18 protein-coding genes are annotated in these 18,145 nt (G+C 69.0%); 8 read left to right on the plus strand and 10 right to left on the minus strand.

From position 1 onward, the window contains the following. Positions 1 to 416 precede the first annotated feature (416 nt). The 4 genes from I6H87_RS29875 (at position 417) to I6H87_RS29890 (ending at position 4,479) form a co-directional block, all read left to right on the plus strand. A complete protein-coding gene (locus I6H87_RS29875; protein WP_010810931.1) occupies positions 417 to 620 on the plus strand; it encodes a cold-shock protein in 204 nt (67 codons plus the stop codon). Between the two features lie 228 nt (positions 621 to 848). After that, a complete protein-coding gene (hpnD, locus tag I6H87_RS29880; protein ID WP_041688204.1) occupies positions 849 to 1,718 on the plus strand; it encodes a presqualene diphosphate synthase HpnD in 870 nt (289 codons plus the stop codon). Positions 1,719 to 1,777: 59 nt separating this feature from the next. Then, on the plus strand, positions 1,778 to 3,796 hold the full coding sequence (gene shc, locus I6H87_RS29885; RefSeq protein WP_011617713.1) for a squalene--hopene cyclase: 2,019 nt from the start codon (positions 1,778 to 1,780) through the stop codon (positions 3,794 to 3,796). Further along, a complete protein-coding gene (locus I6H87_RS29890) occupies positions 3,793 to 4,479 on the plus strand; it encodes a phosphorylase (protein WP_011617714.1) in 687 nt (228 codons plus the stop codon). Before shc ends, I6H87_RS29890 begins: the two co-directional genes overlap by 4 nt. 43 nt (positions 4,480 to 4,522) lie before the next feature. Here I6H87_RS29890 and I6H87_RS29895 read toward each other — a convergent pair whose 3' ends face one another. After that, entirely contained in the window at positions 4,523 to 5,779 is a 1,257-nt protein-coding gene (locus tag I6H87_RS29895) for an Hsp70 family protein (protein WP_011617715.1), read from the minus strand. 172 nt (positions 5,780 to 5,951) lie between these two features. Between I6H87_RS29895 and I6H87_RS29900 the strand changes: the two genes are divergently transcribed. Together I6H87_RS29900 and I6H87_RS29905 are read left to right on the plus strand one after the other, a co-directional pair. Continuing rightward, entirely contained in the window at positions 5,952 to 7,151 is a 1,200-nt protein-coding gene (locus tag I6H87_RS29900) for a CaiB/BaiF CoA transferase family protein (protein WP_010810926.1), read from the plus strand. Then, the gene (locus I6H87_RS29905; protein WP_011617717.1) at positions 7,148 to 8,023 is read left to right on the plus strand and encodes a citryl-CoA lyase; all 876 of its coding nucleotides are present in this window, start codon (positions 7,148 to 7,150) and stop codon (positions 8,021 to 8,023) included. Before I6H87_RS29900 ends, I6H87_RS29905 begins: the two co-directional genes overlap by 4 nt. Positions 8,024 to 8,028: 5 nt before the next feature. On the opposite strand, the gene I6H87_RS29910 is transcribed toward I6H87_RS29905, so the two are convergent. Then, a complete protein-coding gene (locus tag I6H87_RS29910) occupies positions 8,029 to 9,282 on the minus strand; it encodes a GGDEF domain-containing protein (protein WP_011617718.1) in 1,254 nt (417 codons plus the stop codon). Positions 9,283 to 9,494: 212 nt separating this feature from the next. Continuing rightward, entirely contained in the window at positions 9,495 to 10,244 is a 750-nt protein-coding gene (locus tag I6H87_RS29915) for an IclR family transcriptional regulator (protein WP_011617719.1), read from the minus strand. Positions 10,245 to 10,691: 447 nt separating this feature from the next. Between I6H87_RS29915 and I6H87_RS29920 the strand changes: the two genes are divergently transcribed. Together I6H87_RS29920 and I6H87_RS29925 are read left to right on the plus strand one after the other, a co-directional pair. Continuing rightward, positions 10,692 to 10,925 (plus strand): hypothetical protein, encoded by a 234-nt coding sequence (locus tag I6H87_RS29920; protein ID WP_010810922.1) that lies wholly within the window; start codon positions 10,692 to 10,694, stop codon positions 10,923 to 10,925. A gap of 160 nt (positions 10,926 to 11,085) precedes the next feature. Further along, positions 11,086 to 11,454, plus strand: coding sequence for a helix-turn-helix domain-containing protein (locus I6H87_RS29925; protein WP_010810921.1), 369 nt, complete (start codon positions 11,086 to 11,088; stop codon positions 11,452 to 11,454). Between the two features lie 2 nt (positions 11,455 to 11,456). On the opposite strand, the gene I6H87_RS29930 is transcribed toward I6H87_RS29925, so the two are convergent. The 7 genes from I6H87_RS29930 to soxC form a co-directional block, all read right to left on the minus strand. Further along, positions 11,457 to 12,227 carry a class I SAM-dependent methyltransferase gene (locus I6H87_RS29930; protein WP_011617721.1) on the minus strand — a complete coding sequence of 257 codons (771 nt, stop codon included), beginning with the start codon at positions 12,225 to 12,227 and terminating at the stop codon, positions 11,457 to 11,459. Positions 12,228 to 12,294: 67 nt separating this feature from the next. Beyond that, on the minus strand, positions 12,295 to 13,176 hold the full coding sequence (locus I6H87_RS29935; RefSeq protein ID WP_011617722.1) for an ABC transporter permease: 882 nt from the start codon (positions 13,174 to 13,176) through the stop codon (positions 12,295 to 12,297). A 16-nt stretch (positions 13,177 to 13,192) separates the two neighbouring features. Then, complete coding sequence (locus tag I6H87_RS29940; protein ID WP_010810918.1) at positions 13,193 to 14,029, minus strand: ABC transporter ATP-binding protein; 837 nt, start codon at positions 14,027 to 14,029, stop codon at positions 13,193 to 13,195. 2 nt (positions 14,030 to 14,031) lie between these two features. Further along, positions 14,032 to 15,042, minus strand: coding sequence for an ABC transporter substrate-binding protein (locus tag I6H87_RS29945; protein WP_010810917.1), 1,011 nt, complete (start codon positions 15,040 to 15,042; stop codon positions 14,032 to 14,034). Between the two features lie 80 nt (positions 15,043 to 15,122). After that, positions 15,123 to 16,052, minus strand: coding sequence for a TauD/TfdA dioxygenase family protein (locus I6H87_RS29950; RefSeq protein WP_010810916.1), 930 nt, complete (start codon positions 16,050 to 16,052; stop codon positions 15,123 to 15,125). Positions 16,053 to 16,203: 151 nt separating this feature from the next. Continuing rightward, positions 16,204 to 16,791 (minus strand): c-type cytochrome, encoded by a 588-nt coding sequence (locus I6H87_RS29955; RefSeq protein WP_011617723.1) that lies wholly within the window; start codon positions 16,789 to 16,791, stop codon positions 16,204 to 16,206. Further along, positions 16,778 to 18,019, minus strand: coding sequence for a sulfite dehydrogenase (gene soxC, locus I6H87_RS29960; protein ID WP_011617724.1), 1,242 nt, complete (start codon positions 18,017 to 18,019; stop codon positions 16,778 to 16,780). Before soxC ends, I6H87_RS29955 begins: the two co-directional genes overlap by 14 nt. Between the last annotated feature and the right edge of the window lie 126 nt (positions 18,020 to 18,145).

An 18,145-nucleotide genomic window follows, 5' to 3' on the forward strand; every position in this document is an offset into this window, starting at 1 on the left:
AAAAAGATGGCACGCCCATGCACCGGACGACCGCCATTATGCACGGCGGTGTGGCATCGCGCTCGCTGGCGGTGCACGCACAACCAAACCCGCGATAAAAAAATCAGGGAATTCACTGAACTGAAGCTGAAGTAGAAAACGCTAATATCTCCTATCGGAACCTCTCATCATGATTAGGCGCTTAGCCTGATTGACACGCCGGGAAAATTCGGCAGAATGATTCCCACTTGTGCAGCGCCCATGCGGTGTGTCTTTTGGTGTTGTCGTTCCGTGACGTTTTCGGTTGTCACGACAGCGACATATCGAAGTCATATGGAATGCGCTGGCGGGGAACATAAAAAGGATCCGCTGGGTGCGTTGCACACGGTGTATAACGAGCGTTTTCGCTCATTTTGAAATTCAAGGTTGAGATAGATATGGAAACCGGTACCGTTAAGTGGTTCAACGACGCCAAGGGCTTCGGCTTCATCACGCCGGATGAAGGCGGCAACGATCTGTTCGCGCACTTCTCCGCAATCGAAGGCAATGGCTTCAAGTCGTTGAAGGAAGGCCAGAAGGTACGCTACGTCAAGGCCATGGGCCAGAAGGGCGAGCAAGCCACCAAGATTCAGGCCCTCTGATACCGGTGGATTCCGGGCCGGTCCAGCGGACCGGCCGGAAGGAAAGCCCCGCAGCTTCGGCGCGGGGCTTTTTTTATTGGCGCGCCGGCACCGGGGCCGCCGCTGCGGCAGTCTTGCGACGAGTGAAATTGCTATAATCTGCCGACCCACAACCGCCCTCCCGCCAGTGGGCGCGCACGGATGCTGCGCGATCAGTGCGGGACGGTATGCAGCGTGTCGAGGAGTTACGTGGCCGGTACTCAAATCGCAACGCAAGACACCCCTGTCGCCGCCGACCATGGCAGCCAGGCGGGCCCGGCGGCCTCGGCCGGCAGTTCCTTCCATGCCGCGCTGCGCATCCTGCCGCCAGCGCAGCGCCAGGCCATGTTCGAGATCTATGCGTTCTGCCGCGCGGTCGACGACATCGCCGACGGCAACGCACCGCGCGCCGAGCGCCTTGCCGCACTCGATGCCTGGCGCCACGACATCGCCGCCTGCTACACCGGCAATCCGCCTCGCGCCCTGCAGCCGCTGAGCGCGCAGATCCGCGCCTTCGACCTGCAGCAGCAGGATTTCCTCGCCGTGATCGACGGCATGACCATGGACGTGGTGCAGGACATCCGCGCCCCCGACGCGGCCACCCTCGACCTGTATTGCGATCGCGTCGCCAGCGCTGTCGGCCGGCTGGCGGTGCGCGTGTTCGGCCTGGAAGAAGCGTGCGGCATCGCGCTCGCGCACCACCTGGGCCGCGCACTGCAGCTGACCAATATCCTGCGCGATATCGACGAAGACGCTGCCATCGGCCGGCTCTACCTGCCGGCGGAAGCGCTGGCCGCGGCCGGCATCGGCGCGGACACGCCCCAGGCCGTGGTGGCCCACCCCGCCGTCGGCCAGGCCTGCGCGGCCGTGGCGCGCGAGGCCCAGGCGCACTACGACCAGGCCTACGCCATCATGGCGCGCTGCCCGTCGCGGCAGGTGCGCTCGCCGCGCATCATGGCCGAGGTCTACCACCGCATCCTGGCGCGGCTGCGCACGCAGGGCTGGCGCGCGCCGCGCCAGCGCGTGCGCCTGCCGCGCGCCCAATTGCTCTGGATCTTGCTGCGCCACGCCATTGGCTGAGCGCTGCCCCCGATGCATGCCGGGCGCGGCCGCGCCGTGCGCCGGCACAAGGAGTCTGCATGTCGATGAACGAGACCGCCTTTGCCACGGCAGTGCCACGGATTGCGCCGGCCAGCGCGGGGGACAGCCCCGCGCCGCGCGACGCCGCGCAGGCATTGGACCAGGGCATCGGCCGCGCGATCGACGCGCTGCTGCACCAGCAGCGCCCCGACGGCCACTGGGTCTACGAACTGGAAGCCGACGCCACCATTCCCGCCGAATACGTGCTGATGGTGCACTACCTCGGCGAAGCCCCGGACCTGGAGCTTGAAGCCCGCCTGGCCCGCTACCTGCGCCGCATCCAGAATCCCGATGGCGGCTGGCCGCTGTTCCATGAAGGCCGCTCCGACGTCAGCGCCAGCGTAAAGGCCTATTTCGCGCTGAAGATGGCCGGCGACGACCCCCAGGCCGCGCATATGCAGCGCGCGCGCCGGGCCGTCCACGCGCTGGGCGGCGCCGAGGCCAGCAATGTATTCACGCGCACGCTGCTGGCCCTGTACGGCGTGATGCCATGGTTGGCGGTGCCGATGATGCCGGTCGAGATCATGCTGCTGCCGCAGTGGTTTCCGTTCCACCTGTCCAAGGTCTCGTACTGGGCGCGCACGGTGATCGTGCCGCTGCTGGTGCTGAACAGCCTGCGCCCGCAGGCGCGCAACCCGCGCGGGGTCGGCATCAATGAGCTGTTCGTCGGCAACTGCCATACGGTGGGGCTGCCGCCGCGCGCGGCGCACCAGCACGCCGGCTGGTACACGGTGTTCCGCGGCCTGGACGCGCTGCTGCGCGTGGCCGAGCCGCTCGTCCCGCGCACGCTGCGCCGGCGCGCCATTGCCGCGGCGCAGGCCTTCGTGCGCGAGCGGCTCAACGGCGAGGACGGCCTGGGCGCCATCTTCCCGGCAATGGCCAACAGCGTGATGATGTTCGACGTGCTGGGCGTGCCGCCCGACGATCCGGCACGCGCGCTGGCGCGGCAATCCGTCGAGCGGCTGCTGGTCGAGCACGGCGACGAAGCCTATTGCCAGCCCTGCCTGTCGCCGGTGTGGGATACCGCGCTGGCCGCGCACGCGCTGCTGGAAACCGGCGAGGCACGCGCGACGGCCGCGGCCGGGCGCGGCCTGGACTGGCTCAGGCCGCTGCAAGTGCTGGACGTGCGCGGCGACTGGGCCGTGCGCCGCCCCCTGGTGCGCCCCGGCGGCTGGGCCTTCCAGTACGCCAATGCCTATTACCCGGACGTGGACGACACCGCCGTGGTGGCCGCCGCGATGAACCGCTACATGCGCGCGCACGATGTGCCGGGCCGCTATGACGAAGCCGTGGCGCGCGCCGCCGAGTGGATCGTCGGCATGCAGGGCGGCGACGGCGGCTGGGGCGCGTTCGAGCCCGAGAACACGCATCTCTACCTGAACAACATCCCCTTTGCCGACCATGGCGCGCTGCTGGACCCGCCCACCGCGGACGTATCCGCGCGCTGCCTGTCGATGCTGTGCCAGATCGGCGCCACGCCGGGCAAGAGCGAACCCGCCGCGCGCGCCCTGCGCTACCTGCTGGCCGAGCAGATGCCCGACGGCAGCTGGTTTGGCCGCTGGGGCACCAACTATATCTATGGCACCTGGAGCGCGCTGTGCGCGCTGAACGCAACGGGCCTGGCACCGGAAGCCCCCGAGATGCGCCGCGCCGTGGCGTGGCTCGAGCAGATCCAGAACGCCGACGGCGGCTGGGGCGAGGACGGCAGCAGCTACCGGCTCGACTACCGCGGCTACGAGCCCGCGCCGAGCGTGGCCTCGCAGACCGCGTGGGCGCTGCTGGCGCTGATGGCAGCCGGCGCCGCGCAGCATGCCGCGGTGGCGCGCGGCATCGACTACCTGCTGCGCACGCAGCAATCCGGCGGCCTGTGGCATGAGCCGCGCTTCACCGCCGTGGGCTTTCCGCGCGTGTTCTACCTGCGCTATCACGGCTATGCACGCTACTTCCCGCTGTGGGCGCTGGCGCGCTACCGCAACCTGCAGCGCGGCGGCGCGCACCAGGTGCCGTGGGGGCTGTGACGGCACCGTTCGTGCTGGTCGTCACCGGCATGGCGTTCGAGGCGCGCACCGCCGCCGGTCCGCATTGCCGCGTGGTGCACGGCCTGCGCGGACTTGCACTGGAACAAGGCGTTTCCGCGATGGCAAGCCGGCACTGCATGGGCATCCTCAGCTTTGGCGTGGCGGGCGGGCTGGATCCCGCGCTGGCGCCGGGCGCCCTCGTGCTGGCGGACTCGGTATGCGCGGCCGGCGAACGCTACGACACCGACATGACCTGGACCCGGGCGATGCACGCGGCGCTGCCGCATGCCAGGGTCGGGATACTTGCCGGCGCGGACCAGCCGGTGCTTTCGGTTGCCGCCAAGCAGATGCTGCACCGGGCCACGGGGGCGCTCTGCGTCGACATGGAATCGCACCTCGCCGCGCGCATGGCGGCGGCTTGCCGGCTGCCGTTCGCGGCCTGCCGCGTGGTGATCGACCCGGCCAGCCGCGCGGTTCCGGCTGCCGCGGCGGCAGGCATGGGTGAAGACGGCAAGACGGATGTCGGCGCGGTGCTGGGCGGGCTCTTGCGCGCGCCGTGGGAACTGCCGGCGCTGATGCGGCTGGCGGGCGATGCGGCGGCCGCGCGCGGCGCGCTGCGGGCGGCACGGCTGGCGCTGGGGGATGAATACGGCTTGCGCGATATGCGGACGCAGGCCGGCTGACGTCTGAGCTGGCCGCTGGGCTGCTCAGACGCCAGCCTGCCCCTCACCCAAACTTCCTCACCGCATCCAGCGCCAGCCCGCTGCCGATGCTGCCGAACCGGTCCCCTTCCACGCAACGCGCTTGCGGCAACAGCGCCGCCAGCCGCTGCCGCAGCAGCGGCACGCTGCTGGAGCCGCCGGTGAAAAAGATGGTATCGACCGCGGCGCCATCGACGCTAGCATCCACCAGCAGCTTCTGCACGGTCTGCTCGGTCTTCACCACCAGCTTGTCGATCGACGCATCGAACTCGTCGCGCGTGATGGTCAGCGTCAGCCACTGCTCCAGCCGGTGCAGGTCCACGTCGGTGCTGCCGGCGTCGGACAAGGCGATCTTGGCGGCTTCCACCTGGATCGCCAGCCAGTGCCCGGCGCGCTCGCGGATCAGCCGCACCAGGCGGTCGAGCTTCACCGTATCGGCCGCGTCGCGGTAGTTGTCCATCACCATCGACCACGCCTTGCGCGTATAGACCAGATTGATGGTGTGCCAGCTGGCCAGGTCGAAATACTGGCTGGACGGCATCGCCTTGCCGTTGCGCAGCGCGCTGCCCAGGCCCAGCAGCGGCATTGCGCGCGCCAGGCTGAGCGCGCGGTCGAAATCAGTGCCGCCGATATGCACGCCGCCATTGGCCAGGATGTCGTCGCGCCGGTCGCTGCGCGCGGCGCGCTCGGGCGACAGGCGCACCAGCGAGAAGTCCGAGGTGCCGCCGCCGATGTCGGCCACCAGCACCAGTTCCTCACGCGTGATCCGGGCCTCATAGTCGAAGGCCGCGGCGATCGGCTCGTACTGGAACGCGATCTCGCCGAAACCCGCGTCGCGCGCGATCTCGGCCAGGGTGTCTTCGGCGATCTGGTCGGCGGCCGGGTTCTCGTCGATGAAGAACACCGGGCGGCCCAGCACCGCACGCGAGAATTCCGCGCCGGCGGCCTGCTCGGCACGCGTCTTCAGCTCGCGGATGAAGTGCGCCAGCAGCTTGCGGAACGGCATCGCCTGGCCCATCACCTCGGTGCTGTCGTCCATCATCGAGGTGCCCAGCAGGCTCTTGAGCGAACGCATCAGCCGGCCTTCATAGCCGGCCAGGTAATCGCCCAGCGCGGCGCGGCCATAGCTGACCAGCGGATCCTCCGCGTGGAAGAAGATCACCGAGGGCAACGTCACCTTGCCGTCCTCCAGCGGCAGCAGCGCCGCCGGCCGCGCCGGATGGCTCCAGCCGACCGTTGAGTTGGACGTGCCGAAGTCCAGGCCGCATGCGTTTGACATCATTGATTCCGTTTCCTGCAAGACACCACTAAAAAAGCCCGCGCGCCAGCGGGCCGCGCGGACGGGGCGCCATTGTATGGCAGGTGCCGGCCAGGCGCCCGGCTTGACACGCCCAAACGCGGCTCCTATCCTCCGCATGTTCTCTGTTAAAGATCGTCATTCTGTTGTACAGAACATGAAAAAGCCACTGCGCCATATCCGCGTGCTCGACCTGACCAATGTGCTGGCCGGGCCGTTCTGCTGCCACCAGCTTGCCCACCTGGGCGCCGAAGTCATCAAGGTGGAAACCCCCGGCACCGGCGACCTGGCCCGGCAGCTGGGCGCCGATGCCGAGCTGAACCAGCGCCTGATGGGCGTGTCGTTCCTGGCCCAGAACCCAGGCAAGCAGTCGGTCACGCTCAACCTGAAGCACGCGCGCGGCAAGGAGGTGTTCCGCAAGCTGGTGCAAAGCGCCGACGTGCTGGTGGAGAACTTCCGCCCCGGCGTGATGGACCGGCTCGGGCTGGGCTACGAGACCCTGAAGCAGGACAACCCGCGCCTGATCTACTGCGCGATCTCGGGCTTTGGCCAGGACGGGCCGCTGGCCGGGCTGCCGGCCTATGACCAGATCATCCAGGGCATGGCCGGCGTGATGAGCATTACCGGCGATGCGCAGAGCGCACCGTTGCGGGTCGGCTATCCGGTCTCGGACACCATCGGCGGGCTGACCGCGGCGCTGGCGGTATCGGCGGCGCTGGCGGACCACCAGCGCACCGAAGGCTATTTCGTCGACGTATCGATGCTGGAAGCCACGCTGGCCACCATGGGCTGGGTGGTATCCAACCACCTGATCGCCGGCAAGGTGCCGGCGCCGATGGGCAACGAGAACATGACCGCCAGCCCTTCCGGCACTTTCCGCACCGCGGACGGGCTGCTCAATATCGCCGCCAACAAGCAGGAACAGTTTGAAGCCGTGTGCCGCGTGCTGGGCCGCCCCGAGCTGGCCGCCGATCCGCGCTTCGCGCAGCGCCAGGCGCGGCTGGCCAACCGGGGCGAACTGACACAGGCGCTGGAAGCAGAGCTGGCGAAGAAGCCGGCCACCGAATGGTGGCCGCTGCTGACCGAGGCCGGCGTGCCCGCCGGCCCGGTGCTGGACGTGCCACAGACGCTGGCGCATCCGCAGGTGCGCGAGCGCGGCATGATCGGCGAATTTGCCGATGCGCCCGGCGTGGGCCGCGATATCCGCGTGGTGCGCACCGGCTTCAAGCTCAACCGCGAGGCCCCGGCCGTGGACACGCCGCCGCCGGAGCTGGGCCAGCATACGCGGCAGGTGCTGGCCAGCCTGGGCTACAGCGATGCGGACATCGACCAACTGAGCGAGGAGCGCGCGATATGAGCGGCATCGAAACCAGCGGCCAGCCCCGGGATGACGCCATGGACCCGGGCCAGCGCCTGTCGCAGGACTGGTGGCGCACCGGCATCATCGACATGCGCCCGGGCGAGATCCGCTACCGCGGCTACCCGATCGAACAACTGATCGGCCGGGTCTCGTTTGCGCAGATGATCTGGCTGATGCTGCGCGGCGAGTTGCCCGGCCCCGGGGAGGGCGAGCTGCTGGACGCGGCGCTGATGGCCGCGGTCGACCACGGCCCGCAGGCGCCCAGCATTGCCATCGCGCGCATGGCGGCCACCTGCGGCGTGGGGCTGAACAACGCCATGGCTTCCGCCGTCAACGTGCTGGGCGACGTGCATGGCGGCGCCGGCGAACAGGCGGTGGCGCTGTACCAGGACGTGGCGCAGCGGCTGGATGCGGGCGGCGCCATGGACGACGCCGTCACCGCCGCGCTGCGGCACTACCGCGACCTGCACGGCAAGTTCATTGCCGGCTTTGGCCACCGTTTCCACCCGGTCGACCCGCGTGCGCCACGGCTGCTGGCGCTGGTCGACCAGGCCGCGGCCGATGGCGTGGTCAGCGGGCGCTACGCGGGGATCGCGCGCGCGGTCGAGGCGGCGCTGGGTGCCGGCCGCGGCAAGCCCATCCCGATGAATATCGATGGCGCCACCGCGGTGATCTATGCCGAGCTGGGCTTTGCCGCACCGCTGGCGCGGGGGCTGTTCTGCCTGTCGCGCTCGGTCGGCATCCTGGCGCATGCCTGGGAGCAGACCTGCGAGGGCGGGCGCAACAAGGGCCCGATGCCGCGCCAGTTCCTGTGGACCTATGACGGTACGCCGCAGCGCGACGTGCCGGAGCCTGGCCGGCAGGCATAACCGGGTCAGCCGGCCAGGTCGGGCTCTGGCTCCAGCAGCGGCGCGGGCGATGCGCTCGCGGCCGCCGGCGCCGCCATGGACGAGGCCAGCACATAGCGGTCGCGCCCATGTTCCTTGGCGTGGTAGAGGGCGCGGTCGGCATCGGCAAACAACAGGCGCCACAGCGCTTCCTTGCTGCCCGGGCCGCCGCGCAGCTGCGCCACGCCAATGCTGACGCTGGCATGGCCGCGCCCGGCGGGCAGTTCAATCGCGCGCACCTTGCGCAGGATACGGTTGGCCAGCGCCGAGGCCTGCTGCTCGTCGGTATGCGGGCACAGGATGCAGAACTCTTCGCCACCGTAGCGCCCGGCCACGTCCGAGGCGCGGCGCGAGTTGTCCAGCGCATGCGCGACTTCGCGCAGCACGGCGTCGCCAGCGTGATGGCCGAAGGTATCGTTGACCTGCTTGAAATAATCGATGTCGATCACCAGGCAGGACAGCGCCTGCCCGTCGCGCTGCCAGCGCGCCACCAGCGACAGTGCCGACATCTCCAGCGCCCCGCGGTTGAGCAGCCCGGTCAGGGCATCCACGCGCGCGCCGCTTTCGTTGTGCGCGACGATCTGCTCCATCGCCATCACGGTGAAGCCGAACAGGCCCAGCAGCGTGGCCATCAGCGGCGCCAGCAGCCAGGCCGAGCCGACCGGGCCGGCAAAGAACAGCGTCAGCGGCGCGGCGCCCGCACCGCCCGCCACGGGCAGGTTCATGGCATGGCTGAAGCCGGCCAGCTGCGTGGCCAGATGCACCAGGCTGGCCACCAGCACCAGCGGCGCGCCGATGCTGCGGCGCCCGCGCCCGGCACGCGCCAGCGTGGCAAAGGTGCCCAGCGAGACCAGCGCCAGCAGGCCGTAGACGATGCGCAGCACCACCTGCTGCCCGTCGGGCATGCCGCTGGTGGCCGCGGTCAGGCCAAGCCCGATCACGCCCGCGGCGGCCAGCGCCGCGGGATGGGCCGGCACGCCGTAATAGACCCGCACGCCGCGGTAGATCAGCAACCAGCCAGCCACGAACGCCAACGCTCCCAGCGTGCCCAGCTGGCCGGTGCCGCTGGCCGCGCTGATGGCCAGCGCCAGGCCCGCGGCCGACACCAGTACGTGCCCGAACGCCCACAGCCGCCCCGCCTCGCTCGCGCGCAGCGCGAACACCAGCCCCGCCGCAATAATCAGCGTGCTGCAAAAAAACACCATCATCACCACCGCAATGGTCTGCTGGTCCAGGTGCACGGGGATTTCCTCAAGGATGCCGTCTGCCGCGCCGTCATATCGAGCGGCGGGCATCAGGCCACAGGGGCGCGACGCAGGCATCTCTCGCACTTGTTTTCACAAAATGTGACATGCGTTGTCTTCAATGCCAGCCGCATGATAGCCCGCGCATGCAGGCGCGTGGCACCCCCGACAAGCCGGGTCGGGCCGGCTGCACACGCAAGCCCGGCGGCTCAGCCCGCGGAGGCATTGTCCGCAATGCTGTCCGGAAAGGTGCCGCCCAGCGCCTGGGTCAGCGCGCGCGCCGCATGCAGCACATCGACGCGGAAGTCTTCACGGTAGCGCGAGGCCGGGCAGGTCAGCGTCAGCGCGCCGCACAGCACATCACCGGGACCGAATACCGGCGCCGACACCCCGGCAAGATCGGGGCTGCGGTCGCCCACCAGTGCCGCCACGCCCTCGTGCCGGATGCGCTCGTAGAGCGTGCCGGACTCGCCGGCAAAGGCGCGCAGCACGCGCGCGCCGGCGCCCCGGTCGCGCGGCAGCAGTTCGCCGGCGCGGACATGGTCGCGCACCGGCTGCGGCGAATCGACGCGGTACAGGCACAGCCGGTGCTCGCCCTGCTCGACATGGAAGGCCGCGCTTTCACGCGTGATGCGCACCAGCTCGCGCAGCGCCGGCATCACCACCGCCTCCAATGAGAACGACGCGGCGTAGACGGCATTGAGCCGCGCCACCTCGGGCCCCAGGCCATAGCGCCCGTCGGACTGGCGCCGCACCAGCCCGGCGTGCTCAAGCGAGGCCAGCAAGCGCAGCAGCGTGCTCTTGTACAGGCCGCTGCGTTGCGCCAGCTCGGCCAGCCCCAGCGCGGTATCGCCGAGACGGAACACCGACAGCACGAACAGCGCCCGGTCCACGGCGATGGCGCCGCCCGCGGCGGCGTGCTTGTCGGCTTCTGAAACCTGTGCGGCTTTGCGTGGCATGGCGGACGGCGGCGATCCTGGCTGGACCGGATGACGGAACGATGCGCCAACGTATAGAACGCACCCCGGCTTGTCAATCCGCCCTGCTCCGTGTCAATGACCCGGCACACGTGCGGCGAGCTCGCGCAACAGATGCCGCATGCGTCCACGTATCCGCCCGGCGCGCTGGCGTTTTTCTGCAACACCGCGGCCGGCCTCTGCCGCCGCCCGGGCCGCTGCCAAAGCGCCTTCGCCGCCCCCTCGGCTACCGCATGCGCCACATTGCTTGCGCGTACTCGCCACTCCCGGCTTTGCAAGCGGAATTAGAGGGAAAGTTACCTGCTTTTGATTCAGCAGCCGCTGCACGGGGTGGATAAAATCATGTGTTGCTGACCTTCGCGCAATCCCTGCGCTGCTTTCCGTACCCTCGCTGCAATGTCTCACCGCCGTGCTTTTCCCGACCCTGGTATGACCGTTCCCGCTCTCTCGCTTGGCGCCATCCTGGATGACCTGCGTAGTGCCCCGCGCCCGCTGACTTCCGCGGAGTACACATACCTGGCCCACCTGCGGCAGCGTATCGTCACCGGCGACGCAGACCTGTGGACCACGCTCGAGACCGCGGGCGTGCCATGCAGGGAACGCCGCCTGTCGCCCGAGGTGGTGCAGGCACTGACCGCGATCGGCCATTTGCCAATGCACTGAGCCCGGCGCACGCCACCCCACATTGCAGAAATTTCCCCGGATCATTTCGGAAAACCGCACCCTCCAGCCTGCCTGCGTCCCGCTACGATCGATTTCCTTTCGATTCGCCGGGCACCGTGCTTTCAGTCAACTGCCAAGCATGCCCCGCCACGGCCCAGCCATGGCTTACCCATCCAGCAACCGGCGCGTCAGCTTCCTGTCGTTGCGCGCCTATGTCGCAGTGATGCAGCACCGTGATGCCGTCCGCGCCGCGCAAGCGCTGCGCATCCATCCGCAAAGGCTGTACTACCACATCCGCGGCCTCGAGGCCGCGCTCGGCAAGCCGCTGTTCAGCACTTGCAGCCCGGACTGGCTGCCGACATCCACGGGCGTGACCGCACTGCCCAAGGTCGTCGCCATGCTGGCCATCTGGGATCAGATCGAGGCGGGCATCCGTGCCAGCCAGCCTGCCGCGGCGGCCCGGGAAGCCGAGCCCGGCGCCATTGCGCGCTACGGCGCCGCATTCTGGGTGCGGCAGGCGACGATGTAGCGTCAGGCCAGCCGTTCGCAGCAATAGGCCTCGGTGCGATAAGGGAAGGCAACCTCGGCACGGCCCGCCAGCGCGGGATGCCCGTCGATGACCGCCTGCAGCCGTGCGCGCACGCGGGCCTGCTCCGCTGCCGGCAGCGCGGCAATGAAGCTCACCGACATCACCCGGTCCACGATCACCTGCTGCGGCGCCCCCACATGCGTGTAGGGCTGGCACTGCAGCGCCAGCGGCCCAAAGCCCTCGGCGGGAAAGACCCGCTTCCAGTCACCCCTGTAGAAACGCGGCGCGTCGCCTTCATACGGCATCATGATGGCTGTCAGCTGCGCCACCCAGTCCACGCTTTCATCGCGCACGTTCCATACCAACCCGAGCCGGCCGCCAGGGCGCAGCACGCGGCCGATTTCCGCCATCGCGCCCGCATTGGCAAACCAGTGGAAGGCCTGCGCGCAGACCACGGCATCGACGCTGGCATCGGCCAGCGGAATGGCCTCGGCACTGCCTTCCAGCGCCTGTACCGACGGCAGCGCCACGGCCAGCTGAGCGCGCATCTGCGCCACCGGTTCGACTGCGATCACCGTCGTGCCGGTCTCCGCCAGCCGGCGCGTGAACTTGCCGGTGCCAGCGCCCAGGTCCAGCACGGTGCGGCCGGCGCGCAGGCCCAGCGTGCCGCGCAGCCAGGCGTCGATTTCAGCGGGATATTCGGGGCGTCCGCGCGCGTAGGTATCGGCCTGGCTGGCGAATCCCTGTGCGGCGGCCTGGTGGATGGCGGTCATGGGCGAGCTCCGGTTGCCTACCGGAGGCGTAGCCTACGCCCCATGCCGGCACGGGGCAAGCGGGCGGCTAGTGCTGCATGCCCCAGCGGCGCACCGTCAGCCGTTCCAGCGTGGTGAACACCAGTCCCTCCACCAGCAGCCCGATCAGGATCACCGCGGCCAGCCCTGCAAAAACGCGGTCGGTGTAGAGCTCATTGCGGTTCTGGAAGATAAACCAGCCCAGCCCGCCCTGCCCCGACGACGCGCCGAACACCAGCTCGGCCGCGATCAGCGTGCGCCACGCAAAGGCCCAGCCGATCTTCAGGCCCGACAGGATCGCCGGCAGCGCCGCCGGCACCAGCACCAGCGCGACATAGCGCAGCCCGCGCAGGCCGTAGTTGCGGCCCGCCATGCGCAGCGTCGGCGGCACCGCCCGGAAGCCCGCGTACATGTTCAGCGCCAGCGGCCACAGCACCGAATGGACCAGCACGAAGACCAAGCTTTTGGTGCCCAGCCCGAACCACAGCAGCGCCAGCGGCAACAGCGCGATCGCCGGCAGCGGATTGAACATGGCGGTGAGCGTGTCCAGCACATCGCGCCCGAAGCGCGTGGACACCGCCAGCGAGGTCAGCACGAACGCCAGCACGATCCCGGCCGCATAGCCGCGCAGCAGCACCGACAGCGAAATCGCCGCCTTGCCCGGCAGCTCGCCGCTGGCCACCGCGTCGCCGAAGGCGCGCATCGTGGCCAGGCATGACGGCAGCAGCAGGTCGTTGTCCTGCACGCGCGCCACCAGCTCCCAGATCAGCCCCAGCGCCAGCAGGATCACCGCCTTGCGCAGCCAGCCGTGTTGCCACAGGCGCTGGTGCCACGGCAGCGCGCGCGCAAGCGGCGCTTCGGTGAAGGGTTCAGACTCGCGTTCGTATTCGGGCCGAAGCGTGTCGGCCAATGTCAGTGTCGGTTGCGTCATGATGCGATGTCCCGGTTCAGCGGCCCGCCGCGCTGCGCGCACGCGGCGCGGCCTCGGCGGCGGGTTCGTCGAACAGCAAGGTATGGATGCGTTGCGCGGCGGCCTGGAATTCGGCGCCGCCCTGGCTGGCCAGGCTGAACTGGTGGCTGTTGAGTTCCGCGCGCACGCGGCCCGGGTGCGGCGACAGCAGCAGGATGCGGCTGCCCACCACCAGCGCCTCTTCGATCGAATGCGTGACAAACAGCAGCGTGAAGGCCGCGTCGTCCCACAGCGCCAGCAGCTCTTCCTGCATGCGCCGGCGCGTGAGCGCGTCCAGCGCGGCAAAGGGCTCGTCCATCAGCAGCACCTTGGGGCGCATCGCCAGCGCGCGCGCGATCGCCACGCGCTGCTTCATGCCGCCCGACAGCGTATGCGGATAGGCATCGGCAAAACCGGCCAGCCCGACCTTGTGCAGGCTGTCCAGCGCCAGCTCGCGCGCCTCCGCCCGCGACAGCTTGCGCGCCTGCCGCAGCGGGAACATCACGTTCTGCGCCACCGTCTGCCACGGCGGCAGCTGGTCGAACTCCTGGAACACCACGATGCGGTCCGGGCCGGGCTGCAGCACACGCCGGCCTTCAAGCCGGATCTCGCCCTCGCTGGGCGGAACGAACCCGGCAACCGCCTTCAGCAGCGTGGACTTGCCGCAGCCGGACGGGCCCAGCAGCACGAAGCGGTCGCCGGCATGCACGTCGAAGCTGACACGATGGGTGGCGCGCACGATGCGCTCGGGCGTCCGGTATTCCAGCGACACGCCATCGACCTGCAGCAACGGCGTGGCGCGCTCCGACACCACGCGCAGGTTATGGATGGCCATGCTCAGCTCCCCTGCGCGGTGACCGGGTCCTGGAAGAAGTAGTCCTGCCAGGACTTGGGCTGGTTGCGGATCGCGCCAACGCGGTGCATGAAAGCGGCCAGCGCAAAGGTGTTCTGCGGCGCCACGCGGAACTGCACCTGCGGATTCTTCAGCACGCGCAGCAGCAGCGCGCGGTCGGTTTTGGCCTTGCTCTGCCGCAGGTAGATGTCGGCGGCCGCTTCCGGATTGGCGGTGGCAAAGGCCGCGGCCTCGGCCAGCGCATCGACGAAGGCGCGATAGGTCTTGGGGTTGTCGCTGCGGAACTTCTCGGTCGCGTACAGCACCGTGGAAGAACTCGGACCGCCCAGCACGTCATACGAATTCAGCACGATACGCGCGTTGGGGTTGCCCGCCAGTTCCTGCTCCTGGAACGGCGGATTGCCGAAGTGGCCGGTGATCTCGGTGCCGCCGGAAATGATCGCCGCGGCGGCATCCGGGTGCGGCACCGCCACGGTCCACTTGTCGAGGCGGTTGTATTCCTTGTCGCCCCATTGCCTGGCCGCAGCCAGTTGCAGCACGCGCGACTGGACCGAAACGCCCACCGCCGGCAGCGCGATGCGGTCCTTCTCGGTGAAGTCGGCAATCGACTTCACCTTGGGGTTGTTGCTGACCAGGTAGTACGGGAAGTTGCCCAGCGATGCCACGCCCCGCACGTTCTGCTTGCCGTGGGTGCGGTCCCACAGCGTCAGCAGCGGGCCCACGCCGGCGCCGGCGATATCGATGGCACCGGACAGCAGCGCGTCATTGACCGCGGCGCCGCCCGACAGTTGCGTCCATTCGACCTTGATGTCGACACCCTGCTGCTTGCCGTGCTTTTCAATCAGCTGCTGGTCGCGCGCCACGTTGAGCAGCAGGTAGACCACGCCAAACTGCTCGGCGATGCGCAGCTTGCCTTCGGCGTGCGCGTTGCCGGTGATGGCCAGGCCGGCGCTCAGCGCCAGCAGGCCGAGCTTGCGGGAAAAACGAGAAAACATGACAGAACTCCGGGGAATACAGTGGATTGGCGCTCGCCGCTGCGAGCGCCCTGGGATGACTTGCGACACCGTTTCCGCCTTCAGCGCGGCACGTCGCCTTCGATGGTGGTGCGGTACATCACGCGCCGCTGTTCCGGCGGACAGCCCGCGGCAAGATGCAGCAGCGAGCGGTTGTCCCAGAACACCAGGTCATGTGGCTGCCACTGGTGGCGGTAGATGTGGGCGGGCTTGACGCTGTGCGCGAACAACTGGTCCAGCAGGTCGCGGCTTTCCTGCTCGGGCAGGCCGACGATGCGGGTGGTGAAGTGCTCGCTGACAAAGAGCGCCTTGCGCCCTGTCTCCGGATGGGTGCGCACCACCGGCTGCAGCACCGGCCTGACCTGCGCGATCTGCTCCGGCGTCAGGTCGGGCCGCCACGGGCTGCGCTGCTGCAGCTCGGCATAGCGCGCCAGGTAGGTGTGCTCGGCGTGCAGGCCATCGACGGCGCGTTGCAGCGCCGACGGCAGCGTGTCCCAGGCCAGATGCATGTTGGCGAACAGCGTGTCGCCGCCTTCGGCGGGCAGCTCGCGCGCATGCAGCAGCGAACCGAGGCTGGGCTTTTCCTTGTACGACAGGTCCGAATGCCAGAAGTGGCCGGCATCGCCGAGCCCGATCGGCTTGCCGTTCTCGACCACGTTGGACACCACCAGCACTTCCGCATGGCCCGGCAGCTGGAACTGGTGCAGCACGTGGATCTGCAACGGCCCGAAGCGGCGGCTGAAATCGATCTGCTGCGCGGGCGTGATCTGCTGGTCGCGGAACACCACCACGTGGTAGTCGAGGTGGGCGCGATGGATGCGGACAACATCCGCGTCGGACAGCGGCTGCGACAAGTCGAGCCCGATCACTTCCGCGCCCAGCGGCGCGTCCAGCGGACGGATCTCGAAGTTGCCCGCGTCTGCTGACAATGCGGTGGAAAGCGGCGCGCTCTGCTGGCGCGAAACACTAGCGTGGGCGGTTGCGGTCGTCATGGCAAGCTCTGGCACGGGGGAAACCGATGCGGCATCCGGGATGCCGCGTACAAGCTTGCACTGTAGAGAGCCGGCCATTGCACCGTCAACGAATCATATTGCTGGCCCTTATCCGCTTATCGCATATCCATGTCTCGACATTTGCCAGCCATCAGGGCTTGCCGGGGCAAGCGCTGCGGCACGGCACGTTGGCCGTATCCGGGCGCGCGTCGGCGACAAAGCCATCGCGGTTCGGCATCTTCACCTGCGGCAGCGTGCGCGCGTCCAGCACCGCATCCGCGGGCAGGATGCCGTTCTTGTGCAGCAGCCACGCGGTGACGGCATAGACCTCGTCCGGTGCCAGGCTCTGCGGCGCGTTGTAGGGCATGGCACGGTTGATGAAGTCGAATACCGTGGTCGCATAAGGCCAGAAGCTGCCGATGGTCTTGACCGGGTCCTTGCCCCTGGCGGCGTCCTTCAGCGTGCCCTGCCCGCCCACCAGCGCATCGGCCGGCTTGCCTTCGCCATTGACGCCGTGACATGCGGCACAGTGCTGCGCATAGACCTGCTGGCCACGCGCGACCGTGCCGCTGCCCGGCGGCAGGCCCGTGCCGTCCGGGGTCACGTCGATATTCCACGCGGCAAGGTCGAGCTCGCTGGCGGGGCGGCCTATGCCGTAGGCCTGCGCAAGGACCGTTTGGGCCGCGCAAGCCAGCGCCAGCACGGCGGCGGCGCCACTGATTCGTTCAAGCGCGCGCATTGGCAATACTCCCGTCCGCGGCCACGCGCCAGCGCTGGATCGCGTTGTAGTGATAGGTGGAAGCCACGCCGCGCGCGGCCACCAGCTGGTCCGGCGTGGGCTGGACGTTGCCGGCTTCGTCGATGGCGCGGCTCTCCAGCGAAGCTGGCCCGCCATCCCAGCGCCACGGCAGGCGGAAGCGCACCAGCGCGCGGTCCAGCACCGGCTCCTGCAACTGCGCCTCGCGCCAGCTGCGGCCACCGTCGACCGACACCTCGACGCGGCGGATGCGCCCATGGCCCGACCACGCCAGGCCCGAGATCTCATAGAACCCGCGCTCACGCAGTCTGTGATCCGGCGCGGGGAAGGTAATCACGGACTTCACGTCCATCAGGAAGGTGAACTGCCGCGCGCTGCCGTCGGGCAAGGAGTCCGTGTACTTCGACGTCTCTTCGCGCGACATGAACGGCGCGCGCCCCAGCTTCAGGCGCCGCAGCCACTTGATGGACATGTTGCCCTCATAGCCCGGCAGGAACAGCCGCAGCGGATAGCCATGCTCGGGCCGCAGCATCTCGCCGTTCTGCGCATAGACCAGCATTGCATCTTCCAGCGCCTTGGCCAGCGGCACGCTGCGCGTCATGGCTGCGCCATCGGCGCCTTCGGCCAGCACCCAGGCCGCATCCGGCGCCACGCCGACTTCATCGAGCACCACGGACAACGGCACGCCGGTCCACTCACAGCAAGACAGCAGGCCGTGGCTGATCTGCACGGACTTGGCACCGGGCGCCTTCCACTCGCGTCCGGTGTTGCCCGAGCACTCCAGGAAATGGATGCGCGATACCGACGGCAGGCGCACCAGGTCGTCCATGGTGAAGATGCGCGGGCGCGCCACCAGCCCGTGCACCGCCAGCCGGTGCTGCGCCGGGTCGATCAGCGGGATGCCGGCGTGATGGCGCTCGAACACCAGCCCGGTCGGCGTGATGATGCCGCGCAGGTCCTGCAGCGGCGTCATCGACGAGTTGGCGCCGGGAAGCGGCGCCGCGCTGCGGCTGCGCCGCACCACGTCTTTCTCGAACGGGGACGGCTGGCCGTAGGCATGCCACAGCACGGGCTCGCCCGGCGTGCGCGTCCACGGCGCAACCGTCAGGGGCTCAGCGCGCGCCGCAGTGGCGGCGCCGGCCGCGGCGGCGCCCAGCACCGCCCCGCGCTGCAGGAAGCGCCGGCGGCCGGAAGTCAGGTCATTGCTCATCGTTAGGGCGTGGTCAGTCTGGTAGCGATCAAAATGCGCAGACTGTAGGACAGCACCGGCACTCGGCCAACGAAGAAGAATGCATGCCGATATGCCAACGCCGCGCTGCGCGCCATATGCGCGGGG

The organism is Cupriavidus necator (assembly GCF_016127575.1).
Lineage (GTDB): Bacteria > Pseudomonadota > Gammaproteobacteria > Burkholderiales > Burkholderiaceae > Cupriavidus > Cupriavidus necator_D.